The organism is Staphylococcus cohnii subsp. cohnii, assembly GCF_002902365.1.
In the GTDB taxonomy this organism is placed as follows: domain Bacteria; phylum Bacillota; class Bacilli; order Staphylococcales; family Staphylococcaceae; genus Staphylococcus; species Staphylococcus cohnii.
In genome coordinates, this window is record NZ_PPQC01000068.1 from 72,973 (window position 1) to 97,074 (window position 24,102).

The 24,102-nt window shown below is 32.7% G+C and carries 22 protein-coding genes; 20 read left to right on the top strand and 2 right to left on the bottom strand.

Annotation, left to right across the window (positions count from 1 at the left end; all coding sequences use genetic code 11):
* The first annotated feature begins 44 nt into the window (after positions 1–44).
* The 13 genes from miaB to hfq all read left to right on the top strand — a co-directional run bounded on the left by miaB (position 45) and on the right by hfq (position 16,101).
* Positions 45–1,586 (top strand): tRNA (N6-isopentenyl adenosine(37)-C2)-methylthiotransferase MiaB, encoded by a 1,542-nt coding sequence (gene miaB, locus CD032_RS12280; RefSeq protein WP_019468720.1) that lies wholly within the window; start codon positions 45–47, stop codon positions 1,584–1,586.
* Positions 1,586–1,945 (top strand): YlbF/YmcA family competence regulator, encoded by a 360-nt coding sequence (locus tag CD032_RS12285; RefSeq protein WP_019468721.1) that lies wholly within the window; start codon positions 1,586–1,588, stop codon positions 1,943–1,945. Before miaB ends, CD032_RS12285 begins: the two co-directional genes overlap by 1 nt.
* A gap of 34 nt (positions 1,946–1,979) precedes the next feature.
* Positions 1,980–2,468 carry an energy coupling factor transporter S component ThiW gene (gene thiW, locus CD032_RS12290; protein ID WP_019468722.1) on the top strand — a complete coding sequence of 163 codons (489 nt, stop codon included), beginning with the start codon at positions 1,980–1,982 and terminating at the stop codon, positions 2,466–2,468.
* A 422-nt stretch (positions 2,469–2,890) separates the two neighbouring features.
* On the top strand, positions 2,891–5,533 hold the full coding sequence (mutS, locus tag CD032_RS12295) for a DNA mismatch repair protein MutS (RefSeq protein WP_019468723.1): 2,643 nt from the start codon (positions 2,891–2,893) through the stop codon (positions 5,531–5,533).
* Between the two features lie 15 nt (positions 5,534–5,548).
* Positions 5,549–7,486: a DNA mismatch repair endonuclease MutL gene (gene mutL / locus CD032_RS12300; RefSeq protein WP_019468724.1), complete on the top strand. Its 1,938-nt coding sequence runs from the start codon at positions 5,549–5,551 to the stop codon at positions 7,484–7,486.
* Positions 7,487–7,499: 13 nt separating this feature from the next.
* A complete protein-coding gene (locus CD032_RS12305) occupies positions 7,500–8,033 on the top strand; it encodes a glycerol-3-phosphate responsive antiterminator (protein WP_026034771.1) in 534 nt (177 codons plus the stop codon).
* A 102-nt stretch (positions 8,034–8,135) separates the two neighbouring features.
* A complete protein-coding gene (locus tag CD032_RS12310) occupies positions 8,136–9,170 on the top strand; it encodes a S66 family peptidase (RefSeq protein WP_019468726.1) in 1,035 nt (344 codons plus the stop codon).
* 172 nt (positions 9,171–9,342) lie between these two features.
* The gene (locus CD032_RS12315; protein ID WP_019468727.1) at positions 9,343–10,161 is read left to right on the top strand and encodes an MIP/aquaporin family protein; all 819 of its coding nucleotides are present in this window, start codon (positions 9,343–9,345) and stop codon (positions 10,159–10,161) included.
* 177 nt (positions 10,162–10,338) lie between these two features.
* Positions 10,339–11,841 carry a glycerol kinase GlpK gene (gene glpK, locus CD032_RS12320; RefSeq protein ID WP_019468728.1) on the top strand — a complete coding sequence of 501 codons (1,503 nt, stop codon included), beginning with the start codon at positions 10,339–10,341 and terminating at the stop codon, positions 11,839–11,841.
* Between the two features lie 147 nt (positions 11,842–11,988).
* On the top strand, positions 11,989–13,662 hold the full coding sequence (locus CD032_RS12325) for a glycerol-3-phosphate dehydrogenase/oxidase (protein WP_103211520.1): 1,674 nt from the start codon (positions 11,989–11,991) through the stop codon (positions 13,660–13,662).
* A 314-nt stretch (positions 13,663–13,976) separates the two neighbouring features.
* The gene (locus CD032_RS12330) at positions 13,977–14,918 is read left to right on the top strand and encodes an alpha/beta hydrolase (protein ID WP_019468730.1); all 942 of its coding nucleotides are present in this window, start codon (positions 13,977–13,979) and stop codon (positions 14,916–14,918) included.
* 15 nt (positions 14,919–14,933) lie between these two features.
* A complete protein-coding gene (gene miaA / locus CD032_RS12335) occupies positions 14,934–15,881 on the top strand; it encodes a tRNA (adenosine(37)-N6)-dimethylallyltransferase MiaA (protein WP_019468731.1) in 948 nt (315 codons plus the stop codon).
* 1 nt (position 15,882) lies between these two features.
* Positions 15,883–16,101, top strand: a complete 219-nt coding sequence (gene hfq, locus CD032_RS12340; RefSeq protein WP_019468732.1) for an RNA chaperone Hfq — start codon at positions 15,883–15,885, stop codon at positions 16,099–16,101.
* A gap of 641 nt (positions 16,102–16,742) precedes the next feature.
* On the opposite strand, the gene CD032_RS12345 is transcribed toward hfq, so the two are convergent.
* Entirely contained in the window at positions 16,743–17,216 is a 474-nt protein-coding gene (locus CD032_RS12345) for a glutathione peroxidase (protein WP_019468733.1), read from the bottom strand.
* A gap of 103 nt (positions 17,217–17,319) precedes the next feature.
* Between CD032_RS12345 and hflX the strand changes: the two genes are divergently transcribed.
* From hflX to CD032_RS12375, 6 genes are all read left to right on the top strand, one after another.
* On the top strand, positions 17,320–18,552 hold the full coding sequence (hflX, locus tag CD032_RS12350; RefSeq protein WP_019468734.1) for a GTPase HflX: 1,233 nt from the start codon (positions 17,320–17,322) through the stop codon (positions 18,550–18,552).
* Between the two features lie 14 nt (positions 18,553–18,566).
* Complete coding sequence (locus CD032_RS12355) at positions 18,567–19,790, top strand: methionine gamma-lyase family protein (protein WP_019468735.1); 1,224 nt, start codon at positions 18,567–18,569, stop codon at positions 19,788–19,790.
* A 249-nt stretch (positions 19,791–20,039) separates the two neighbouring features.
* Positions 20,040–20,408: a MerR family transcriptional regulator gene (locus tag CD032_RS12360; RefSeq protein ID WP_019468736.1), complete on the top strand. Its 369-nt coding sequence runs from the start codon at positions 20,040–20,042 to the stop codon at positions 20,406–20,408.
* A gap of 21 nt (positions 20,409–20,429) precedes the next feature.
* A complete protein-coding gene (glnA, locus tag CD032_RS12365) occupies positions 20,430–21,770 on the top strand; it encodes a type I glutamate--ammonia ligase (RefSeq protein WP_019468737.1) in 1,341 nt (446 codons plus the stop codon).
* Positions 21,771–22,087: 317 nt separating this feature from the next.
* Positions 22,088–22,288 (top strand): hypothetical protein, encoded by a 201-nt coding sequence (locus CD032_RS12370; RefSeq protein ID WP_019468738.1) that lies wholly within the window; start codon positions 22,088–22,090, stop codon positions 22,286–22,288.
* Between the two features lie 132 nt (positions 22,289–22,420).
* Positions 22,421–22,969 carry a GNAT family N-acetyltransferase gene (locus tag CD032_RS12375; protein WP_019468739.1) on the top strand — a complete coding sequence of 183 codons (549 nt, stop codon included), beginning with the start codon at positions 22,421–22,423 and terminating at the stop codon, positions 22,967–22,969.
* Between the two features lie 101 nt (positions 22,970–23,070).
* Here the strand turns inward: CD032_RS12375 and CD032_RS12380 are convergent, their stop codons facing one another.
* Positions 23,071–23,262 carry a hypothetical protein gene (locus tag CD032_RS12380; RefSeq protein ID WP_019468740.1) on the bottom strand — a complete coding sequence of 64 codons (192 nt, stop codon included), beginning with the start codon at positions 23,260–23,262 and terminating at the stop codon, positions 23,071–23,073.
* A gap of 182 nt (positions 23,263–23,444) precedes the next feature.
* On the opposite strand from CD032_RS12380, the gene nucI reads away from it, so the two are divergent.
* A complete protein-coding gene (gene nucI, locus CD032_RS12385) occupies positions 23,445–23,975 on the top strand; it encodes a thermonuclease NucI (protein WP_019468741.1) in 531 nt (176 codons plus the stop codon).
* Positions 23,976–24,102: the final 127 nt, after the last annotated feature.

Here is a 24,102-nt window from a genome sequence, read left to right on the forward strand (position 1 = left end):
GCGTTTGTTCTTAGTTTTTATGATATAGAAAGGGTTTTGTTAGCGTGAATGAAGAACAAAGAAAGCAAACTTCTATAGATGTGTTGGCCGAACGCGATAAGAAGACAAAAGATTATAGTAAGTATTTTGAGCATGTATACCAACCACCAAGTTTAAAAGAAGCACGTAAACGTGGTAAAGAAGAAATACATTATAATACCGATTTTCAAATTGATGAAAAATATCGTGATATGGGTAAAGGGAAGACGTTTTTAATAAAAACGTATGGTTGTCAAATGAATGCACATGATACAGAAGTCATGGCAGGTATTTTAAGTGCTTTAGGTTATCAAGCAACGGAAGAAATAAATGAAGCGGATGTTATATTAATTAATACTTGTGCAATTCGTGAAAATGCAGAAAATAAAGTGTTTAGTGAGATTGGAAATTTAAAACACTTAAAAAAAGAAAAACCTGAAACAGTCATTGGTGTTTGTGGTTGTATGTCACAAGAAGAATCAGTCGTCAATAAAATATTAAAATCATACCAAAATGTGGATATGATTTTCGGTACACATAATATACACAGATTGCCTGAAATTCTTGAAGAAGCTTATTTATCGAAAGCAATGGTAGTGGAAGTTTGGTCTAAAGAAGGCGATGTAATTGAAAATTTACCTAAGGTTAGAAAAGGTAATATAAAAGCATGGGTTAATATCATGTATGGTTGCGACAAATTCTGTACATACTGTATTGTGCCATTTACACGAGGAAAAGAGCGGAGTAGAAGGCCACAAGATATTATTGATGAAGTTAGAGATTTAGCACGTCAAGGATATCAAGAAGTTACATTATTAGGTCAAAACGTTAATTCATATGGTAAAGATATTGATGGATTGGAATATGGACTTGGTGATTTACTTGAAGATATTTCAAAAATAGATATTCCGAGAGTACGTTTCACTACGAGTCACCCATGGGATTTTACTGATCGTATGATAGAAGTGATTGCTAACGGTGGAAACATTGTGCCGCATGTTCATCTACCTGTACAATCAGGAAATAATGCTGTACTTAAAATTATGGGACGAAAATATACAAGAGAAAGCTATTTAGATTTAGTAGATCGTATTAAGTCTAAAATACCTGATGTTGCTTTAACAACAGATATTATTGTAGGTTATCCAAACGAAACAGCAGAACAATTTGAAGAAACATTAACACTATACGATGAAGTAGCATTTGAGCATGCATATACGTATATCTATTCACAAAGAGATGGCACGCCAGCAGCAAAAATGCAAGATAATGTACCTTTAGAGGAAAAAAAGGCCAGACTACAACAGTTAAATAAAAAGGTAGCTTATTACTCTGAACAAGCTATGACACAATATGAAGGACAAACGGTTCAAGTTCTATGTGAAGGTGCTAGTAAGAAGGATGATACTGTACTTGCAGGTTATACAAATAAAAATAAACTCGTTAACTTTAAGGCACCTAAAGAGATGATTGGAAAAATTGTAGATGTAAAAGTTGATGAAGCAAAACAATTTTCGTTAAATGGTACATTTTTAGGAGCTAGTGAAAAAGCAGTGGTGACACAATAATGTATGAAAAAGATGAAATATTAGCTGAAGCAGATAAACTCAGCCAACGTATTCAATCATTAGACACTGTCAAAGAATATCAAGCGATTGAACAGCAAATTCATCATAATAAAAATATTGAGACACGCATGAAAGACTTGAAAAAAACACAGAAACAGTCTGTTAATTTACAAAATTATGGTAAACATCAGGCGTTACGTCAATCTGAAAATAAAATTCAAGACATTGAGCAAAATATTAATGTTATACCTATTGTTGAAGAATTTAGAGAATCACAAGCAGAAGCAAATGACTTATTGCAAATGATGATTAGTACGATGTCAAACCGTTTAAATGAAATTCAACAAGATAAAGATTAATACGTAATACACTTGTAGAAAGGAAATGAGCAATATGAAAACAAGAAAATTAACACTGACTGCGATATTGATTGCTATTAATGTAGTGTTAAGTAGCATTGTTGTTATACCTTTAGGGCCTATTAAAGCGGCACCTATTCAACATCTAATCAATGTTATATGCGCGGTATTTGTGGGACCTTGGTTTGGTTTGGCACAAGCGTTTATATCTTCGTTGTTAAGAATGCTATTTGGCACAGGTAGTTTCTTTGCATTTCCTGGAAGTATGGTTGGCGTATTATTAGCAAGTGGTTTTTACTATTATCGAAAACATATTTTTATGGCAGCAGTAGGTGAAGTTATAGGTACAGGTATCATAGGTAGTACCATGTGTATACCACTAGCATGGGTATTAGGTTTCGCTAACTTTGCTGTAAAGCCTTTAATGATAGCTTTTATTGCATCAAGTGTGATTGGTGCAATGATTAGTTACATCATTTTAATGATTTTGAAAAGAAAAGGTATTTTAAAACGCTTCTTATAAATATGTAAATATGAAAAGGTTAAGTTTCATTACTTTTAACATATAAAAGAATTAATTATAATGTAGATTTGTAATTAACTATTTGTATGTGCATATGAGACTTAATCTTTTTTATTTTATAAATATCATTTATCAATCAGCAAATTCATGAAGTTTTTATATCAATCTGCCCCTGTAAGCATAAGCGTAAAAACTAAAGTTATGTTAAAATTTAAGAGTTAAATGGACAATAAAATCTCGAGAATATGGTTTGACAGTACAAAACGATATAGTGGTAAAACCCCTGATATAAAGCATAGATATCAATCAGGTGAACAATTGAGGAGTCATCTGATTTAATGATTCACCATACATAAGTGAAGATTTATTTAATATATTTTAAATTATAGTGAGAAACTAATAGAAGGATTGTGAAAGATTAAATGACTAACCAAACGCCAATGATGCAGCAGTATTTAAAAATAAAATCACAATATCAAGATTGTTTATTATTTTTTAGATTAGGCGATTTTTATGAAATGTTTTTTGAAGATGCAAAAGAAGCATCTAGAGTTCTAGAAATAACATTAACGAAACGAGACGCTAAAAAAGAAAACCCCATTCCTATGTGTGGTGTACCTTACCATTCAGCAGATGGCTATATCGAAACATTAATTAATAATGGATATAAAGTTGCTATTTGCGAGCAAATGGAAGACCCTAGACAAACAAAGGGAATGGTAAAACGTGAGGTAGTTAGAATCGTTACGCCAGGTACGGTTATGGATCAGGGAGGCGTAGATGAAAAACAAAACAATTATATTTTGAGCTTTGTACAAATAAATGATTGTTATGCACTAAGTTATTGTGATGTGTCTACAGGAGAACTTAAAGTAACATCTTTTAACGATCAAGCTACATTAATTAATGAAATAACAACAATTAATCCAAATGAAATTGTGGTAAATACACATATAGATGAGGAATTAAAACGTCAAATTAGTTTGACAACTGAAACAATTACAGTATTGAATGAAATATCAAATGCAGAATATGCAGTTAATACAAGTAATGATCAATCATTATATAATGCAACTCAGTTATTACTTGATTATATTTTCCATACGCAAAAACGAGATCTATCTCATATAGAAACTGTTGTAAAATACGAAGCAGTAGATTTTATGAAAATGGACTTTTATGCAAAACGTAATTTAGAACTGACAGAAAGCATACGCCTAAAAAGTAAAAAAGGAACATTGCTATGGTTGATGGATGAAACTAAAACCCCAATGGGTGCAAGAAGATTAAAACAGTGGATTGATAGACCGTTAATCCATAAAAATCAAATTGAATCTCGATTAGATACAGTTGAGCAATTTATTGACTTTTTTATAGAGAGAGATACTTTGAGAGAACATCTTAATCAAGTATATGACATCGAGCGACTAGTCGGTCGTGTAAGTTATGGGAATGTAAATGCTAGAGATTTAATTCAGTTAAAACATTCCATTTCTGAGATACCCAATATTAAACAATTATTAGATGGTTTAGATACAGAAACTACTGAACAATTTAAAGCACTTGAACCTTTAGATGAATTACTAACATTATTAGAAAATAGTTTGAAAGAAGAACCACCCATCTCTGTTAAAGAAGGTGGATTATTCAAAAAAGGATTTAATCAGGAGCTTGATGAATATTTAGAAGCATCGAAGAATGGTAAATCTTGGTTGGCTGAACTGCAGACAAAGGAACGTCAACGCACTGGTATTAAATCACTGAAGATTAGTTTTAACAAAGTCTTTGGATATTTTATTGAAATTACAAGAGCCAACTTGCAAGGTTTTGATCCTTCTGCATATGGTTATCATCGTAAACAAACTTTATCAAATGCAGAACGATTTATTACGGATGAATTAAAAGAAAAAGAAGATATTATTTTAGGTGCTGAAGATAAAGCGATTGAATTAGAATATCAATTATTTGTTCAATTAAGAGAGCAAATAAAAACATATACGGAGCGCTTGCAAAAACAAGCGAAAAACATTTCTGAATTGGATTGTTTACAAAGTTTTGCAGAAATAGCTCAAAAATACAATTATGCAAGACCTGCGTTTAGTGAAGACAAAACACTTAAATTAACAAATTCGAGACATCCAGTTGTAGAACGTGTCATGGATCACAACGACTACGTGCCAAATGATTGTAAATTAGATCAAGATACGTTTATTTATTTAATTACAGGACCTAATATGTCAGGGAAATCTACTTATATGAGACAAGTTGCAATTATAAGTATTATGGCACAAATGGGCGCATACGTACCTTGTGAAGCAGCTGTATTACCAATCTTTGACCAAATATTTACAAGAATTGGTGCTGCAGATGATTTAGTTTCTGGTAAAAGTACATTTATGGTTGAGATGTTGGAGGCACAAAAAGCACTTGCTAATGCTACAGCAGATAGTTTAATCATTTTTGATGAAATAGGTAGAGGTACTTCTACTTATGATGGATTGGCTTTGGCACAAGCTATGATTGAATTCGTTGCACATACTTCTCATGCCAAGACATTATTCTCTACGCATTATCACGAATTAACTACATTAGATCAGTCGTTGCCTTCGTTGAAAAATGTTCATGTTGCAGCAAATGAATACAAAGGTGAGCTTATCTTCTTGCATAAAGTTAAAGATGGAGCTGTCGATGATAGCTATGGTATCCAAGTTGCGAAGTTAGCACATTTACCAGAAGCAGTTATCTCACGCGCACAAGTAATTCTAGATGCATTTGAACAAAATAATAATCAAGAACAAACGACAAATGAAGATGTTAACGTTATTAAAGCAGGTGTGGAAGCACAATCTTTAGAAAAACCAATTGTAGCAGAAAATGATTACAACTATAGCAATGACAAACAAAAACATAATAGCAACCAGTTTGAACAAGCAGCTTTTGATTTGTTTGATTATCCAGCAGCACAAAGTGAAATAGAGAATGAAATTAAGCAATTAAATTTATCGAATATGACACCGATAGAAGCCCTAGTAAAACTTAGTGAATTACAGAATCAGTTAAAGTAGAGGTGAGGTCATTTAATGGGTAAAATAAAAGAATTACAGACATCCTTAGCAAATAAAATAGCAGCTGGTGAAGTAGTGGAAAGACCTGGATCAGTTGTAAAAGAACTATTAGAAAATGCAATTGATGCACAAGCAACAGAAATAAATATAGAGGTTGAACAATCAGGCGTCGCTTCTATACGTGTTGTTGACAACGGTACTGGTATTGAAATCGATGATTTAGATTTAGTATTCCATCGTCACGCAACAAGCAAATTGGATGCAGATGATGATCTGTTTCATATTCGTACATTAGGCTTTCGTGGCGAGGCATTAGCTAGTATTTCATCAGTTTCTAAGGTGACCTTGAAAACATGCACAGATAATCAAGAAGGCCAAGAAATATATGTAGAAAATGGCGAGGTTTTAAATCGAAAACCAGCTAAAGCAAAAAGAGGCACAGATATTTTAGTGGAGTCACTATTTTATAATACGCCAGCACGATTAAAATATATTAAAAGTCTATATACCGAACTAGGTAAGATAACAGATATAGTAAATCGTATGGCCATGAGTCATCCTGATATACGTATTTCGCTTGTATCTGATGGTAAAACAATAATAAAAACAAATGGATCTGGTAGAACAAACGAAGTGATGGCTGAAATTTATGGTATGAAAATTGCTAAAGACTTAGTGCATGTTACTGGGGATACAAGTGATTATCATTTAGAGGCTTATTTTGCGAAACCTGAACATTCTAGAAGCAATAAGCATTATATCTCTATCTTTATTAACGGAAGATATATTAAGAATTTCTTGTTAAATAAAGCGATTTTAGAAGGTTATCATACTTTATTAATGGTTGGTCGTTACCCAATTTGCTATATCAATATTGAAATGGATCCGATATTGGTCGATGTCAATGTTCATCCAACTAAATTAGAGGTAAGGTTATCAAAAGAAGACCAGCTCTATGAATTAATCGTAAACAAAATTCGTGAAGCTTTTAAAGATCGCATTTTAATTCCTCAAAATGATATGGATAAAATGACGAAGAAAAACAAGGTATTAAACCAATTTGAGCAACAGAAAATGGATTTTGAAAAACGCCAACAACAAAATAACTTTGAGCAAAATATTGAGCAAACAGCTGATTCAAACATGCATAATGAAAATGACACAAGTGTAGGAAATGAAGCATCTTATATAAATCAACACAATGATGAACAAAATCGTATTCAAGAATCACAAAATGATTATAAGAAAATACAAAATGAACTACTTTATGATTTAGAAACAACCAATAATGATGCTACTGATAATGAAGTCTCAGTTGAAGATAATAGTGATAATGATATTAAAGGTCATGTGAGTGCTTCACCAACTCGTCGAATACCCTACATGGAAATTGTTGGACAAGTGCACGGTACCTACATTATCGCTCAAAATGAAAATGGTATGTTTATGATTGACCAACACGCAGCTCAAGAAAGAATAAAGTATGAATATTTCAGAGAAAAAATTGGTGATGTTGTAAATGAAAGTCAAAATTTATTAATCCCGTTAACTTTCCATTTCTCAAAAGATGAATTAATGATTATTAATCAGTACAAAGATGAATTAGATAAGGTAGGGGTGCATTTAGAACCATTTGGTGGGCATGATTATATTGTAGATAGCTATCCTGTATGGTTTCCGCAAGAAGAAGCAGAAGAAATCATCAAAGATATGATTGAATATGTACTAGAACATAAAAAAGTCGATGTTAGAAAAATTCGTGAAGAAGCTGCGATTATGATGAGTTGTAAAAAATCAATTAAGGCTAACCACTATCTAAAAAATAATGAAATGGCAGATTTAGTCAATCAGTTGAGAGAGACTGAAGATCCATTCACCTGTCCGCATGGAAGACCCATTATTATTAATTTCTCAAATTATGAATTAGAACGTCTATTTAAACGTATTGTCTAAGGAGGAATTCATGTTGAAACCGCATATTTTACCTGCAGTTCGCTCAATGAAAGATTTAGAAAAATTAACCATGACAGATTATAAGGAATGTGTCATGTTAGATGCGCATATTGGGCATGTTAAAAGTATCATGGGTCTATTAAACAAGAATAATATTGAAACATACATGCATATCGATTTAATCAAAGGTATGAGCCATGATGAATTCGCGTGTGAATATATTATTCAAAATTATCATCCTAAAGGCATCGTTTCAACCAAGACAAAAGTAATTAACAAAGCAAAATCATTAAATACGACAACTGTGTTCAGAGTATTTGTATTAGATAGCCATGCATTATCTAGAAGTATTGAATTAATTAAGCGTGTAGAACCAGATTTTGTGGAAGTTTTACCAGGAGTTGCTACAAAAGCCATACGTATCATTAACGAAGAAACGAATACTGCTGTAATTGCTGGTGGACTCATTAACAGCAAAGAAGAAGTAGACATTGCAGTTTCAAATGGTGCAAAATACATTACAACTAGTGATCGATCGTTATGGTAATCTAATCAGATGATATAACTAAAACAATAAAAGTTAAGTATTTTGATATCATCAATATATTTGCGAGAGACTGCTGTGTACGAGTATAGGGAGTTGTTGATAATGAGAAAACCAATGCAATTAAAAGAAGGAGACACTGTTGCGATTGTGTCTCTTTCTTCTGGTTTAGCAGGTGAAAGTGATATATTATGGCGAACGCGACAAGGCATTCATCGTTTGGAAAGTGAGTTTGGTTTAAAGGTCAAAGTAATGCCCCATGCACTCAAAGGTGTAACGTTTATTCACAATCACCCAGAATGTAGAGCAAAAGATTTAAATGAAGCAGTAAAAGATCCAGAAGTTAAAGCGATTATTAGTTGTATTGGTGGAGAAGATGCGATACGCATTTTACCTTATGTAGATTTGCAGGCAATTGCAACAAATCCTAAAATATTCAGTGGTTATTCAGATACAACTACTGTACATTTGATGTTTTATAAAATGGGGATAGTTAGTTTTTATGGGCAGGCATTACTTACTGATTTTGCAGAAAATATTGCAATGGATACATATACTGTAGAGAATATTAACAAGTGTTGGTTTAATACAAATAAAATTGGAACAATAGCACCAGCATTTTATATACGACCATACGGATTAAAGTGGGATATAAAAAATAAAAACAGGTGTAGACTTGAAATAATGCAAAATGGATACGAAATTTTAAAAGGTAATAAAAAAGTAAGAGGCCATCTTTTAGGCGGGAATCTAGAAACTTTTGTTGACTTACGTCATACTTCAATATTTCCTGAAATTGAGGCTTTTAATGGAGCGATATTATTTTTAGAAACATCAGAAGACACACCGACACCGGAAATGTTTGCTGAATATTTAGAGCAATTGCTGGAGCATGGTATTTTAAATCGTCTGAATGGCATGATTTTTGGCAAGCCTTTTAACAATGTATATTATGAAAATTATAAAAAAGAAATATTAAAAATAATTAAAAAATGCAATAATCCTAAAATGGTTGTTTTTTATAATTTATCATTTGGTCACAATGAACCCAAACATGCCATTCCTTATGGGTTGATGGCACAAATTGATCCATTAACCGGTCAGTTTAGTATCGATGAAAACAGTGTAGTATTCACTTAAGTTGTGACAACTTTTCTACAAAAACATTTGACAACGCTTACAACAACGGTGTAAGATAAACTCAAGTTAATATTTAGAACAGAGATGGGAGATTTCTACAGTAATTAAACCGGTGGTTCACAACTGGATATAATTGTAGGGGTCTCCCTGTCTTATTTTAGGAGGAGTCTTTATGAGTGAATATTTTGCTGAATTTTTGGGAACAGCAATACTTGTACTATTTGGGGGAGGCGTTGTTGCAAACGTCAACTTAAAAAGAAGTAATGGGAATGGCGCAGATTGGATCGTTATTGCTACAGGTTGGGGATTAGCAGTTTCTATGGGAGTGTACGCTGTAGGTAATATATCAGGTGCACATTTAAATCCTGCAGTGACTTTAGCGTTTGCAATGGATGGCGCGATTAATTGGTCTATGGTACCTGGTTATATCATCTGTCAAATCCTTGGTGGTATTGTTGGTGGTGCATTAGTTTGGCTAATGTATTTAGCTCAATGGAAAGCAACAGAAGATCAAGGTACAAAATTAGCTGTATTTTCTACAGCTCCTGCCATTAAGAACTATTTTGCAAACTTTATGAGTGAAATTATTGGCACAGCTATTTTAACAATGGGACTTTTATTCATCGGTATGAATAAAATTGCTGATGGGCTAAATCCATTAATTGTCGGTAGTTTAATCGTTGCAATTGGTTTAAGTCTAGGTGGTCCAACAGGCTATGCAATTAACCCAGCGCGTGATTTAGGTCCGCGTATTGCGCATGCCATTCTACCAATCTCAGGCAAAGGCGATTCTAATTGGTCCTATGCAATTGTACCAGTGTTAGGCCCTGTAACTGGTGGTATGATTGGTGCGGTAATTTATAGATTATTTTATAAAGGTGCATTTGATACAATGTCAGTGGTTGCAATCGTATTATTAATCATCACACTTATTTTAGGTGTCGTATTAAATAAAGCGAAAAATGCTAAAGGTATTGAATCGATATATTAATTACGTTTAATTTATTTGTATTTACGTTAAAATATAACTAGATATTATTATCATTGGATTAATATAAAATTATTAGTTGAGTGAACTAATAAAAAAAGGGTACAGAAAAGTATGTATATCAATGTGAATTACATATGTAATTCGTGTTATGAACATTAGAAGAGGGAGCTAATAATTATGGAAAAATATATTTTGTCAATCGACCAAGGCACTACGAGTTCTAGAGCAATTCTGTTTGATCAAGACGGAAAAATCAAAGGCGTTGCACAACGTGAATTCAAACAATATTTTCCAAAATCAGGCTGGGTAGAACATGATGCTAATGAAATTTGGACGTCTGTTTTAGCTGTTATGGCTGAAGTTTTAAATGAAGAAAACGTTGGTGCAGATCAAATTGCTGGTATTGGTATTACAAACCAACGTGAAACTACGGTAGTGTGGGATAAGAAAACATCAAGACCGGTATATCATGCAATTGTTTGGCAATCACGTCAAACACAAGGCATCTGTCAAGAGTTAAAAGAACAAGGTTTAGAAGATAAATTCAGAGAAAAAACAGGTCTCTTATTAGATCCGTATTTCGCTGGGACAAAAGTTAAATGGATTCTTGATAATGTAGAAGGTGCAAGAGAAAAAGCTGATAATGGAGATTTATTATTCGGTACCATTGATTCATGGTTAGTTTGGAAATTATCTGGTGGCAAAGCACATATTACAGATTATACAAATGCTAGCCGTACATTGATTTATAATATCCATGATTTAGAATGGGATCAAGAATTATTGGATATATTAGAAATTCCAAACACTATGTTACCTGAAGTTAAAGAATCTAGTGAAGTTTATGCAAATACCATTGATTATCATTTCTTTGGACAAGAAGTACCAATTGCTGGTATTGCAGGTGACCAACAAGCAGCATTATTTGGTCAAGCTTGTTTTGAACGTGGAGATGTCAAAAACACTTACGGTACAGGTGGCTTTATGTTGATGAATACAGGTGAAGAAGCTGTAGCATCTAAAAGTGGCTTGTTAACAACAATCGCTTATGGGTTAGATGGAAAAGTTAATTATGCACTTGAAGGTTCTATTTTTGTTTCAGGTTCAGCTATTCAATGGTTACGAGATGGACTAAGAATGATTAATTCTGCACCACAATCAGAAAACTACGCAGAACGTGTAGAATCTACAGAAGGTGTTTATGTTGTGCCTGCATTCGTAGGTTTAGGAACACCATATTGGGATGCAGATGCACGTGGAGCAATCTTTGGTTTAACGCGTGGTACTGAAAAAGAACACTTTATCCGTGCTACATTAGAATCACTGTGTTATCAAACGCGTGATGTACTTGAAGCAATGGAAAAAGATTCTGATATTACAGTGAATAACTTGCGTGTTGACGGTGGTGCTGTTAAAAATAACTTTATTATGCAATTCCAATCTGATTTATTAAACGTGAGTGTTGAACGTCCGGAAATTAATGAAACAACAGCATTAGGAGCTGCTTATTTAGCTGGTTTAGCTGTAGGTTTCTGGGATAATAAAGATGAAATTGCTAACCGTTGGAAACTAGAAAAAGAATTTAATCCAGATATGGAAGAAAAAGAAAGAAATAAATTATACAAAGGCTGGAAAAAAGCTGTAGAAGCAACGCAAGTCTTTAAGTTAGACGATGAATAAAAGAATTAGACTTATCTAAGTTTCTTATGCTATAATAAGGGTAAGTTAATATTATCGAGATGAGAATTGAGAGACACTGTTCGTACAATTATATATGTATGGGATAGGTCTCTCTTTTTTTATTACTACTAGGAGGCGCTAGATTTTATGAGTTTATCAACTTTGAAAAGAGAACAGATTAAGAAAGATTTAAAAAATGATACTTTTGATGTTGTCATTATCGGTGGAGGTATTACTGGTGCAGGTATTGCATTAGATGCAACACAAAGAGGTATGAAGGTCGCGTTAGTAGAAATGCAAGACTTTGCACAAGGTACAAGTTCACGTTCAACAAAATTAGTCCATGGTGGTTTACGTTATTTGAAACAATTGCAAGTGGGCGTCGTAGCAGAAACTGGTCGTGAGCGTGCGATTGTATATGAAAATGGGCCTCATGTAACGACACCAGAACGCATGCTATTGCCAATGCATAAAGGTGGTTCAATGGGTAAATTCACCACAGCTATTGGTTTAACAATGTATGACAGACTGGCAGGCGTGAAAAAATCAGAACGTAAAACAATGTTAAATGCTAAAGAAACGTTAGCAAAAGAGCCACTTGTTAAAAAATCAGGTTTAAAAGGTGGCGGATCTTACGTTGAATATCGTACCGACGATGCGCGTTTAACAATTGAAGTTATGAAACGTGCAGCTGAAAAAGGCGCAACAGTAATTAACCACACGAAATCAGTACATTTCACATATGACTCAAATGAAAAGGTAAATGGTATTCAAGCTGAAGATCAAATTACTGGTGAAACTTACCCAATTAAGGCTAAAAAAGTAATCAATGCGAGTGGACCATGGGTAGACGAAGTGCGCAGTGGCGATTATGCACGTAATAACAAACAATTGCGCTTAACAAAAGGTGTTCATATTGTTATAGATCAATCGAAATTCCCATTAGGACAAGCAGTATATTTTGATACTGAAAAAGATGGACGTATGATTTTTGCGATTCCTCGTGAAGGCAAAGCATATGTAGGTACAACAGATACGTTTTATGATAATGATAAAACGTCACCATTAGCAACACAAGAAGATAGAGATTATTTAATCGACGCAATCAACTATATGTTCCCAGATGTAAATGTAGCAGATGAAGACATTGAATCATCATGGGCTGGCGTGAGACCATTAATTTTAGAAGAAGGTAAAGATCCTTCAGAAATTTCTCGTAAAGATGAAGTATGGGAAGGTAAATCTGGTTTACTCACGATTGCTGGTGGTAAATTAACCGGTTATCGCCATATGGCATTAGAAATTGTGGACTTATTATCAAAACGCTTAAAATCAGAGTACGGTTTGAAATTTGATAAATGTGCTACAAAACACTTACCAATTTCTGGTGGAGATGTTGGTGGCAGTGCAAACTTTGATAACTTTATTGATAAAAAAGTTGAAGATGCCAAAGCTTATCAAATAGATGATGCGACAGCACGTCATTTTGCAACGAAATATGGTTCGAATGTAGAAGAATTATTCAAAATTACTCAAACAGCTCAATATCAAGAGTCTGGTTTACCATTAGATATTTATACAGAATTGATTTATTCTATCCAAAACGAAATGGTTCATCGCCCAACAGATTTCTTTATTCGTCGTACTGGTAAACTTTATTTCAAAATAGATGATGTTCTAAATTATAAAGAGCAAGTGATTGATGTAATGGCTGAGTTACTTGGCTACACAGATATTCAAAAAGACTTGTTTACAAAAGAACTTCAAACTGCAATTGATGAAGCTCAAACAGGTAATAATCAACCTGTAGTTAAAGAATAAATTTAAATATTGTAAGAATTTATCATTGAATACTCATATATATGGGTTCGTGGATTCAAACTATGAATAATAATTTCTCCCCTTCAAAGTAGACATTAAAAAATGTAAGCTTTGAAGGGGTTTTTATATCTGAAATTTATAAAGTGGCACAGTGTTTTTTAGTAAGTTTTAAGATATAATGCATTACATTTTACTAATAATAGCGTTGTAAAATGTAATAAAGCTTAATAGCATTGTATTTGAAAACAGTGTATTTTGAAGGTATATTGTATAATGTATGATGAATGAAACGAAACGTGATTTGGGGGTAAAACATGAGTGGAAATGAGTTTAAAATCACTGTTGCAGATGGGACAACTTTAGAGGTGAAATTGAATAAGGCAAAAAAAGATACGATTGGTATTATTCACTTACTTCATGGTATGGCGGAACATATGGATAGATATGATGCGCTTGTTGAATCATTAAATCAACAAGGATATGACGTACTGCGACACAACCATAGAGGGCATGGTAAAGATATAGAATCATACGAACGTGGTCATATTGATAGTATGGAGCAAGTAGCTGATGATACTTTTGAAATTGCACAGACATTGTATTCTGATTCTATGCACACGCCATATATTATTTTAGGGCACTCTATGGGTTCTATTATCGCTAGAATTTTCACACAAAAATATCCTGATGTTGCACAAGGCATGATTTTATCAGGAACAATGCAGTACCCTAAATACCTAGGGAAACTCGTACAAATAGTTTTAAAACTTATCACTTTAATAACTGGAAAAAGACGGTGTTTAAAATGGTTAAACCAAATAATGTATAAAACCTTTAATAAGAATATAAAAAATAGTAAATCGAAAAATGATTGGTTATCCAGTGATGAGCAAGAAGTAGAAAAATTTGAAAAAGACCCTTATACTGGATTTTTAGTCTCAAATCAATTGATTTTTGAAACAGTAAAATATATGTTACAGACAAGTAAATTAAAAAATATAAAGAAAATGAAATCAGGCTTACCCATTTTACTAATTTCTGGCAAAGATGATGCGATAGGTAATTATGGCAAAGGGATTAGACATTTAGGGAAACTATATAAAAAAGGTAATATTCAACATATCACAGTACATTTATATAAAAATAAAAGACACGAAGTGTTATTTGAAAAAGATGCGACGACTACATGGCAGCATATGTACGATTGGATAGAAAGACAAATTTTAAAAAAATATAACAGAGCAGATAAAGCATAGAGAGAGTTGATATAAGTGCAGAGCGATAAACCATTCATCATTGCATTAGTTGGTCCAACAGCTGTTGGTAAAACAGAATTGAGTATTGAATTGGCTAAAAAATTTAATGGTGAAATAATTAGTGGAGATTCCATGCAAGTATATAAATATATGGATATTGGAACAGCAAAAATAAAACAAGAAGAGATGGCTGATATACCTCATCATATGATAGATATTTTGGAACCTGATGAAACTTTTTCTGCATATGATTTTAAAAATAGAGCTCAAAATTTAATTACTGAAATCACGGATAGAAATCATGTACCTATCATAGTTGGTGGCACAGGTCTGTATATCCAATCATTAATCTATAATTATGCCTTCGAGGATGAAACGATATCTGAGGCACAACAAATTAAAGTCGACTATAAGTTAAACGAACTAGATTCATTTACAAATGAAGCGTTGCATAATTATTTAGCGTCTATAGATAAGGTTTCAGCTGATAATATACACCCAAATAACCGAAAAAGAGTTCGAAGAGCTATTGAATATTATTTAAAAACAAAAAAACTTTTAAGTTCACGCAAGAAAAACCAACAATATACAGAAAATTATGATACATTATTAATAGGGATAGAAATGTCACGCGAAACTTTATATCAAAGAATTAATAAACGTGTAGATATAATGTTGGAACGCGGATTACTAAATGAAGTGAAACAACTCGTTGAAGATGGTTTTGAAACTTGTCAAAGTATGCAAGCTATCGGATATAAAGAGATGTTACCTGTAATTAAAAATGAGGCTAGTCTAGCCGAAGCAACAAATAAATTGAAAAAGCATTCTAGAAATTATGCTAAAAGACAAATGACTTGGTTCAAAAACAAGCTCGACGTAGTATGGTTAGATAGAGAGAAAATGTCACTTTCATTGATGTTAGATGAAGTTTCAGTTCAAATAAAGAAAAGGAGAACATAACATGAATACAACAGAAAACATCCAAGATAAATTCCTAGGACAATTTAAGGCTGATCAAACGAAAGTTATCGTATTTTTAGTAAACGGTTTTCAAATGAAAGGTATTATTGAAGATTATGATGACAATTTAGTTTGTTTATTAACACAAGGAAAGCAACATCTTATTTATAAACATGCTATCAGTACATTCACGCTTGATGATGCAGTAGAAGAAGCATAATATAAAAAACAATTTATTTTTGCATACTTTAAATGAAAAAAACTACACTTTGATATAAATAATCAAGTGTAGCTTCGGACTGTCGACAAAGTCTCTGACTTTGTTGGCAGTTTTTTTGTGCACGCTTTCCGTGGGCACTGCCTTAGCCTGTATTCTTCGGCTAGTACTATTCCCGCAGGAGTCGGCATACATCACTGCCAATATTACACTAAAATATTATAATATATGTAAATTAAGCAATAGTGGTGTTTATTTTGATGAATAAATCGATTGATAAAAGAGCTCAATATGAAATGATTTTTATTATGAATTAGTCCTTAATAATTATTGATTACATAGAGTCGGGACGATATTAGATTTAAATTTTGTATATAAACTTGTCGAAGGCAAATATTGTCTTGATAATGGTAAACCATCAATAGATTCAGTCATTTTAGTAAAAATTATACAAGTCGTTTTCATGATATAGAATTATTTGAACAAATGCTTGAGAAAATACTCGAGATAGCTGGCAAAACCAACGATATAAATAAAAATAGACAAACCCTACGCATTAATTTGCGCAAAGTTTGCCTACGGTATAAAGCTACATTTTGATATAAATAATCAAGTGTAGCTTTCTTATTGTATTATTGTTTTATTTATAATAGCGCTTCAATATCTGCTTCAATTTGACTTGGTTTTTTTTGTGGTGCGTAACGATTGGTTACTTTACCTTCTCTATCAATTAAAAATTTAGTGAAATTCCATTTGATTTTTTCATTGAAAAATCCATTTTGTTGTTCTGTTAGGAATTGATATAATGGGTGTTGATTTTCTCCTTTGACATCAATCTTTTCGTGCATTGGAAAAGACACGCCATAGTTAATTTTACAGTTTTGCGTAGCTTCTTCACCAGTGCCTGGTTCTTGACCTCCAAATTGATTACATGGAAAACCTAATACAACAAATCCTTGATCTTTATAATTGTCGTATAAATGTTGTAATCCTTCAAATTGTGGTGTGAAGCCACATTCACTAGCAGTATTAACAATTAGCAACACTTTGTTTTTATATTCTTCTAATTTGTATGTTTCACCATTTGATTTTTGAACTTCTATATCGTATATAGTCATATAGCGTCACCTCTTATTAATAATTTAACATAATTTGAGAAGATAGTCTTTATATAAACACTATGATAAAATGACAAAGAAAACTTTGAAAGAGGTGCATGTTATGAGCCAACAAACACATACGACTAAAAAGAAATTAGAATCAGCAATTTTAGTTGGAGTACAAGCTCAAACCGATGAAGTGTTTGATTTTGAATCAACAATGGAAGAATTAGCTTCATTGTCTGAAACATGCCAATTAAATGTACAAGCTGAATTTACTCAGAACAGACAGCATTTTGATAATAAATACTACGTTGGAAAAGGTAAGTTAGAAGAAATTAAAGCATACGTAGAAATGAATGAAATAGATGTAGTAGTTGCTAATGATGAATTGACAACGGCACAGTCAAAAACATTAAATGGTAATTTGAATGTTAAAATAATCGATAGAACGCAACTGATTTTAGAAATTTTTGCACTTCGAGCACGAAGTAAAGAAGGTAAGTTACAAGTAGAATTGGCGCAATTAGATTACTTATTACCAAGACTCCAAGGTCATGGGCGTAGTTTATCAAGATTAGGTGGAGGCATTGGAACGAGAGGTCCTGGGGAAACTAAATTAGAAATGGACCGTCGTCATATTAGAACACGCATGAATGAAATCAAACATCAATTAGAAACAGTGGTTGAACATCGTGAGCGTTATCGTAATAAACGTGAACAAAATAATGTGTTTCAAGTAGCGCTGATTGGTTATACAAACGCAGGTAAATCATCTTGGTTTAATGCATTAGCTAATGAAGCAACCTATGAAAAGAATTTGCTTTTTGCTACGTTAGATCCTAAGACAAGACAAATTCAAATTAATGATGGATTTAATTTAATCATATCTGATACGGTTGGTTTTATTCAAAAACTACCAACTACACTTATCGCTGCGTTTAAATCGACTTTAGAAGAAGCAAAAGGTGCAGATTTGTTGTTACATGTCGTAGATGCGAGTCATCCTGAATATCGTGTTCAGTATGATACAGTTAACCAAATTATAGGTGATTTAGACATGGGGCATATTCCACAAGCTATTATTTTTAATAAAAAAGATTTACATGAAGGTGCTGTCCCGACTACTAATTTACCATCAATATTTGTGTCAAGTAAAAATGAAGCAGATGAAGAAAAAGTGAAACAACTACTTATTGAGCAAGTAAAATCAGCTTTAACTACTTATGAAGAAAAGGTACCAAGTGCTGATGCAGACAGATTATATTTTTTAAAACAGCATACACTTGTCACTGAAATTAAATTTAATGAAACAGATGCAACTTATACTATAAAAGGTTTTAAAAAAGAATAGGAAGAAGAATTACGATGAAAAATACGAAGCAATTAATAGCTGAAACAGAAGCAAAACTAGAACCATATTTTAAAAAAATAGAAGAAATCGCTTATATTAATCAAGAAAAAGTGTTAGATGCATTCCATGCTGTTAAAGTATCTGAAAGTGACTTACTGGGAACAACGGGTTATGGTTATGATGATATAGGTCGAGATCATTTAGAAGCGGTTTATGCACATGCATTTAAGGCAGAAGACGCATTAGTACGTCCGCAAATTATTTCTGGCACACATGCGATCACGATTGCATTACAAAGTACTTTGAAATATGGGGATGAGTTATTATATATCACTGGTGATCCTTACGATACGTTATTAGAAGTGATAGGTATCAATGGTAATGGCATAGAAAGTTTAAAAGAACACGGGATACTATATAATAAGGTTGACTTAAAGCAGGGTGAAATTGATATTGATAAAGTATTAACTAAAATATCAACGCAAACTAAGGTGATTGCTATTCAGCGTTCGAAAGGTTATGATCAACGGCCATCCATAGATTTAACAAACATAGAAAATACGATTCAACAAATAAAGGCCAAATACCCTGAAATCATCATTTTTGTAGATAATTGCTATGGTGAATTTGTTGAAGAACGTGAACCTATAGAATGTGGCGCTGATTTAATGGCAGGTTCATTAATTAAAAACCCAGGTGGCGGTTTAGCTAAAATTGGTGGTTATATCGTAGGTAATGAAACATTAGTAGAAAGATGTGGTTACCGTTTAACCGCGCCAGGAATTGGTAAAGAAGCCGGTGCCTCTCTATATTCATTGCAAGAAATGTACCAAGGCTTTTTCTTAGCGCCTCATGTGGTTAGTCAGAGTTTGAAAGGTGCATTATTTACGAGTTTATTATTAGAAAAAATGAATATGCACACTTCACCTAGATTTGATGTGCCTAGAACAGATTTGATTCAAACGGTCACTTTTGATACGAAGGAACAGATGATTCAATTTTGTCAAAGTATTCAAGCAGCTTCCCCAATCAACGCACATTTTAGTCCTGAACCATCTTATATGCCAGGTTATGAAGATGATGTCATTATGGCTGCGGGTACCTTTATTCAAGGTTCTTCAATTGAATTATCAGCGGATGGTCCAATTAGACCTCCATATGAAGCATATATACAAGGCGGCTTAACGTATGAACACATTAAGTTAGCAGTAACAAGAGCTGTTGAAAAGTTATTTTAATATCCTGAGAGAAATGTCACATTGAATTGCATTTATTGCTATGACAAATAGCAAATTGTAATGTATATGTGGCTTTTTTTTATTAAATTAAAAAAATTTCGGAAAATTCAGCGATTAAATTGAACAAAACTGTCATAAAGCCAGTTAAATCAATGTTTTGAAGTGTATGTTAGAAAACCTGACATATTTTTGAATTACTTTAGTAATTATGCTAAATTAAATACAAGTTCAAAAATAGAGGTGATTGGATTGGAGTCAAAAGATACGATACGACGAAGCATGCCGGTCTTCTCTATGAGTGTTGTTACGAAATTAAGTGAACTAACTGCTAGACAAGTTCGCTATTATGAGACACATGAACTGATTAAACCACATAGGTCAGAAGGAAATAAACGACTTTTTTCGTTAAACGATTTGGAACGCCTTTTAGAGATAAAAAGATTGATAGAAAAAGGCTTTAATTTAAAAGGTATTAAACAGATTTTAAATGACGAACAAGATCACCTTTCTGATGATGCACAAGAAACGAGAAAACAAATGATTGTTGATGCTACACAGAAACCACAACGAGAAGCGATTCCGATAAATCGTGGGGACTTATCTCGATTTATCAAATAAAATTAATGGGGGACATTTATAATGGCAAAACGTACATTTACCAAGGAAGACATACACAAGTTCGCTAAGGAAGAAAATGTCAGATACTTACGTTTGCAATTCACTGATATTTTAGGTGTAATTAAAAACGTGGAAGTACCAGTAAGCCAATTAGAAAAAGTTTTAGATAACGAAATGATGTTTGACGGATCTTCAATTGAAGGTTTCGTACGTATTGAAGAATCAGACATGTATTTATATCCAGATTTAGATACATGGGTTATTTTCCCATGGACGGCTGGTCAAGGTAAAGTAGCTCGTTTAATCTGTGATGTCTATAAAACAGATGGCACACCGTTTGAAGGTGATCCACGCGCAAACTTAAAACGTGTATTAAAAAACATGCAAGATTTAGGATTTAGTGAACTTAATTTAGGGCCAGAACCTGAATTCTTCTTGTTTAAATTAGATGAAAAAGGTGAACCAACATTAGAACTAAATGATAATGGTGGTTACTTTGACCTTGCACCTACAGATTTAGGTGAAAATTGTCGTCGTGATATTGTTTTAGAATTAGAGGATATGGGCTTTGATATTGAAGCTAGTCACCACGAAGTGGCACCAGGCCAACATGAAATTGATTTTAAATATGCAGATGCTATCACTGCGTGTGATAATATCCAAACATTTAAGTTAGTTGTTAAAACAATCGCACGTCAACACAATCTTCATGCAACATTTATGCCTAAGCCATTATTTGGTGTCAACGGAAGCGGCATGCACTTCAATATGTCACTTTTCAAAGGTAAAGAAAATGCATTTTACGATCCAGAAGGCGATATGGAAATGACTAAAGATGCTTATCATTTTATCGCGGGGATTCTGAAAAATGCACGTGGTTTAACTGGTGTATGTAACCCATTAGTAAATTCTTATAAACGTTTAGTTCCAGGTTATGAAGCGCCATGCTATATTGCTTGGAGTGGTAAAAACCGTTCACCATTAATCCGTGTACCAACTTCACGTGGTTTATCAACGCGTGTAGAAGTTCGTTCAGTAGATCCAGCAGCCAATCCTTACTTAGCATTAGCAGCTATTTTACAAGCGGGCTTAGACGGTATTGAAAATAAATTAGAAGTACCTGAACCAGTAAATCAAAATATATATGAAATGAATCGTGAAGAACGTGAAGCCGTTGGTATTCAAGATTTACCATCAACATTATATACAGCTATTAAAGCAATGAAAGATAACGATTCTATTAAAGAAGCTTTAGGTAATCACATTTATAATCAATTTATAAACTCTAAATCAATTGAATGGGATTACTATAGAACTCAAGTTTCTGAATGGGAAAGAGAACAATATTTAAAACAATACTAGGTGCTAAGCAAAAGGGGCAAACACTAGGTATATAAGCAATCTGGGTCACTTATTTATAAGTGATTCGGGTTGCTTTTTTTGCACCCGCTCGTTTTTATTAGTGACTTTTGGATGCAAATTAGGGACGACTCAGCCTATTTTTAACTATTAGAAAGTGAAAAAGTTATGTAAAATTTGTACGAAGTGATATAATTTTTTAAAATAAGATTAGATTTTTTAATATAGTGTATTATATTTATAGGTTTTTAAGTTAAAGGAAAAATAACTTTTAGTCTTATTGAAATGATTTAAACTAATTTAAAAGGGGTTGGAGTTAAATGCAAGAAGTAAAATTAAGTACATTAAAAGCGGGTTCTTTAAAAGAATTAGAAAGTAGCATAAATGCATATTTAAAAGATGAAGAAGTAGCTGATTATCAATTACTCAATTCAACTGTTCGTGAAATAGAAGAGCGTGCTTTTTCAGCAAATGAAGAAGAATTTCACGCTATATTAACATTTATAAAAGAAGTAGAATAAGAACAAGCGTAATTGATTGTAATGACGACTAAATTTTAGGGAATTACAAAATATACAATATGAGGTTGAGACAATCATCACGTCTCAACCTTTTTTAATGAAAATTGATTTATGAATGGCAGGTTGAATGTAATGAAGTATTTAAAAGTACAGATGACAAGAGAAAATTTAGAAAGTATTCCACAGTATGAATTACCTGTTGGATATAAAATTCGTAACTTTAAAATAGGAGAAGAAGTAAAATGGGCAAATTTAGAAATGAAAGTTAATGAATTTGCTACCACAATTCAAGCACTGACACATTTTAACACAGAATTTGGACCGTATATTAATGAAATGGAACAAAGATGTTTGTTTCTTGAGAATCCTAAAGGAGAAGTGATTGGTACCGCAACTGGTTGGTGTGGCCATTTAACAAAAGATAGCAAAATATCTGGACGAATCCATTGGGTTGCGATTATTCCGGAGTATCAAGGCAAGCAATTATCTAAACCTTTATTATCGGCAGCAATGAAAATTTTGGCTAAATATCATAATGAAGCATATTTAACCTCTCAAACAACAAGTTTCCAAGCAATCAATATGTATCTTAATTTTGGATTCAGACCAGTTCATGCTGATGCATATGATCATGAAGCATGGACTTTATTGGAAAAAGCATTAAATCGGAGGATTTTATAGATATATATTTAAAAGGAAAACATGTTTATTAGTACATTCCAATAATAATATTATGTTAACTTAAATAAAAAACTGCCGGTTTAAACACTCGGCAGAAGACACTATTTTTTCTTATTTTTAGTTACAATGACTTGAATAATAAAAACAATAAATCCAATGAAAATGCCTAAAAATATTGCCACAACTGCAGATACAAGCGGTGGAAATTGATATTGATATTGTAATATTAAGCCTATAATGATTGCTATAACAATCGCAATAACTGTAATCATGTTCTCCTTAAATATACTCAAACTATTCACTCCTATCGTCTATGTATTATATCACGATTGCTTAAGTACGTTAAAATAAAATTATGACTTATTAAAGTTTCATTTAATGTAAAAGATTAGCTTTTATTTAAAATAAGCGTCTTGACGTAAACTTTAATTTTCTATATGATAATTTGGTATATTCATAAAAAGTGGGTGCAACAATGAAATCAACAAAGAAAATGACTACATTAATTATAAGTATAGTTGTACTAGGCGTACTTGCATTTCAGTTTATAAATGGAACTGGGCCTTTTTCATCCAATGATAAAAATAATAATGATGGACCAAAGGAAACTGAGAAAGTACATGTAGCGCGTGTAGTTGATGGTGATACATTAGTAGCAAATAATAGTCAACATGAACAAATTAAAGTGAGGTTGATAGGTGTAGATACGCCTGAAACTGTTAAACCAAATACGCCAGTACAACCATATGGTAAGGAAGCATCTGATTTTTCAAAAGAACATTTAACCGATAAAGATGTCTTTTTAGAATATGATAAAGAAAAAGAAGATCGTTATGGTCGTACACTGGCATATGTTTGGCTGGATAAAGATACGATGTTTAATGAACTGTTAGTAAAAAAAGGATTGGCTAGAGAAAAATATTTTTCTCCAAACGGTAAATATAGAGAAAAGTTCGAAAAAGCAGAACAGACAGCTAAAAGCAATAACGAAAATATTTGGAGTTAAAAATTTAAAATCATTTAGCACAAAAATGACTGGTACATAAATATTCATTCTCAAAAAAAAGGAGAGCTAATCCATAAGTGATATGCTCCCTTCAAAGTAGACACTTAAAAATGTAAACTTTGAAGGG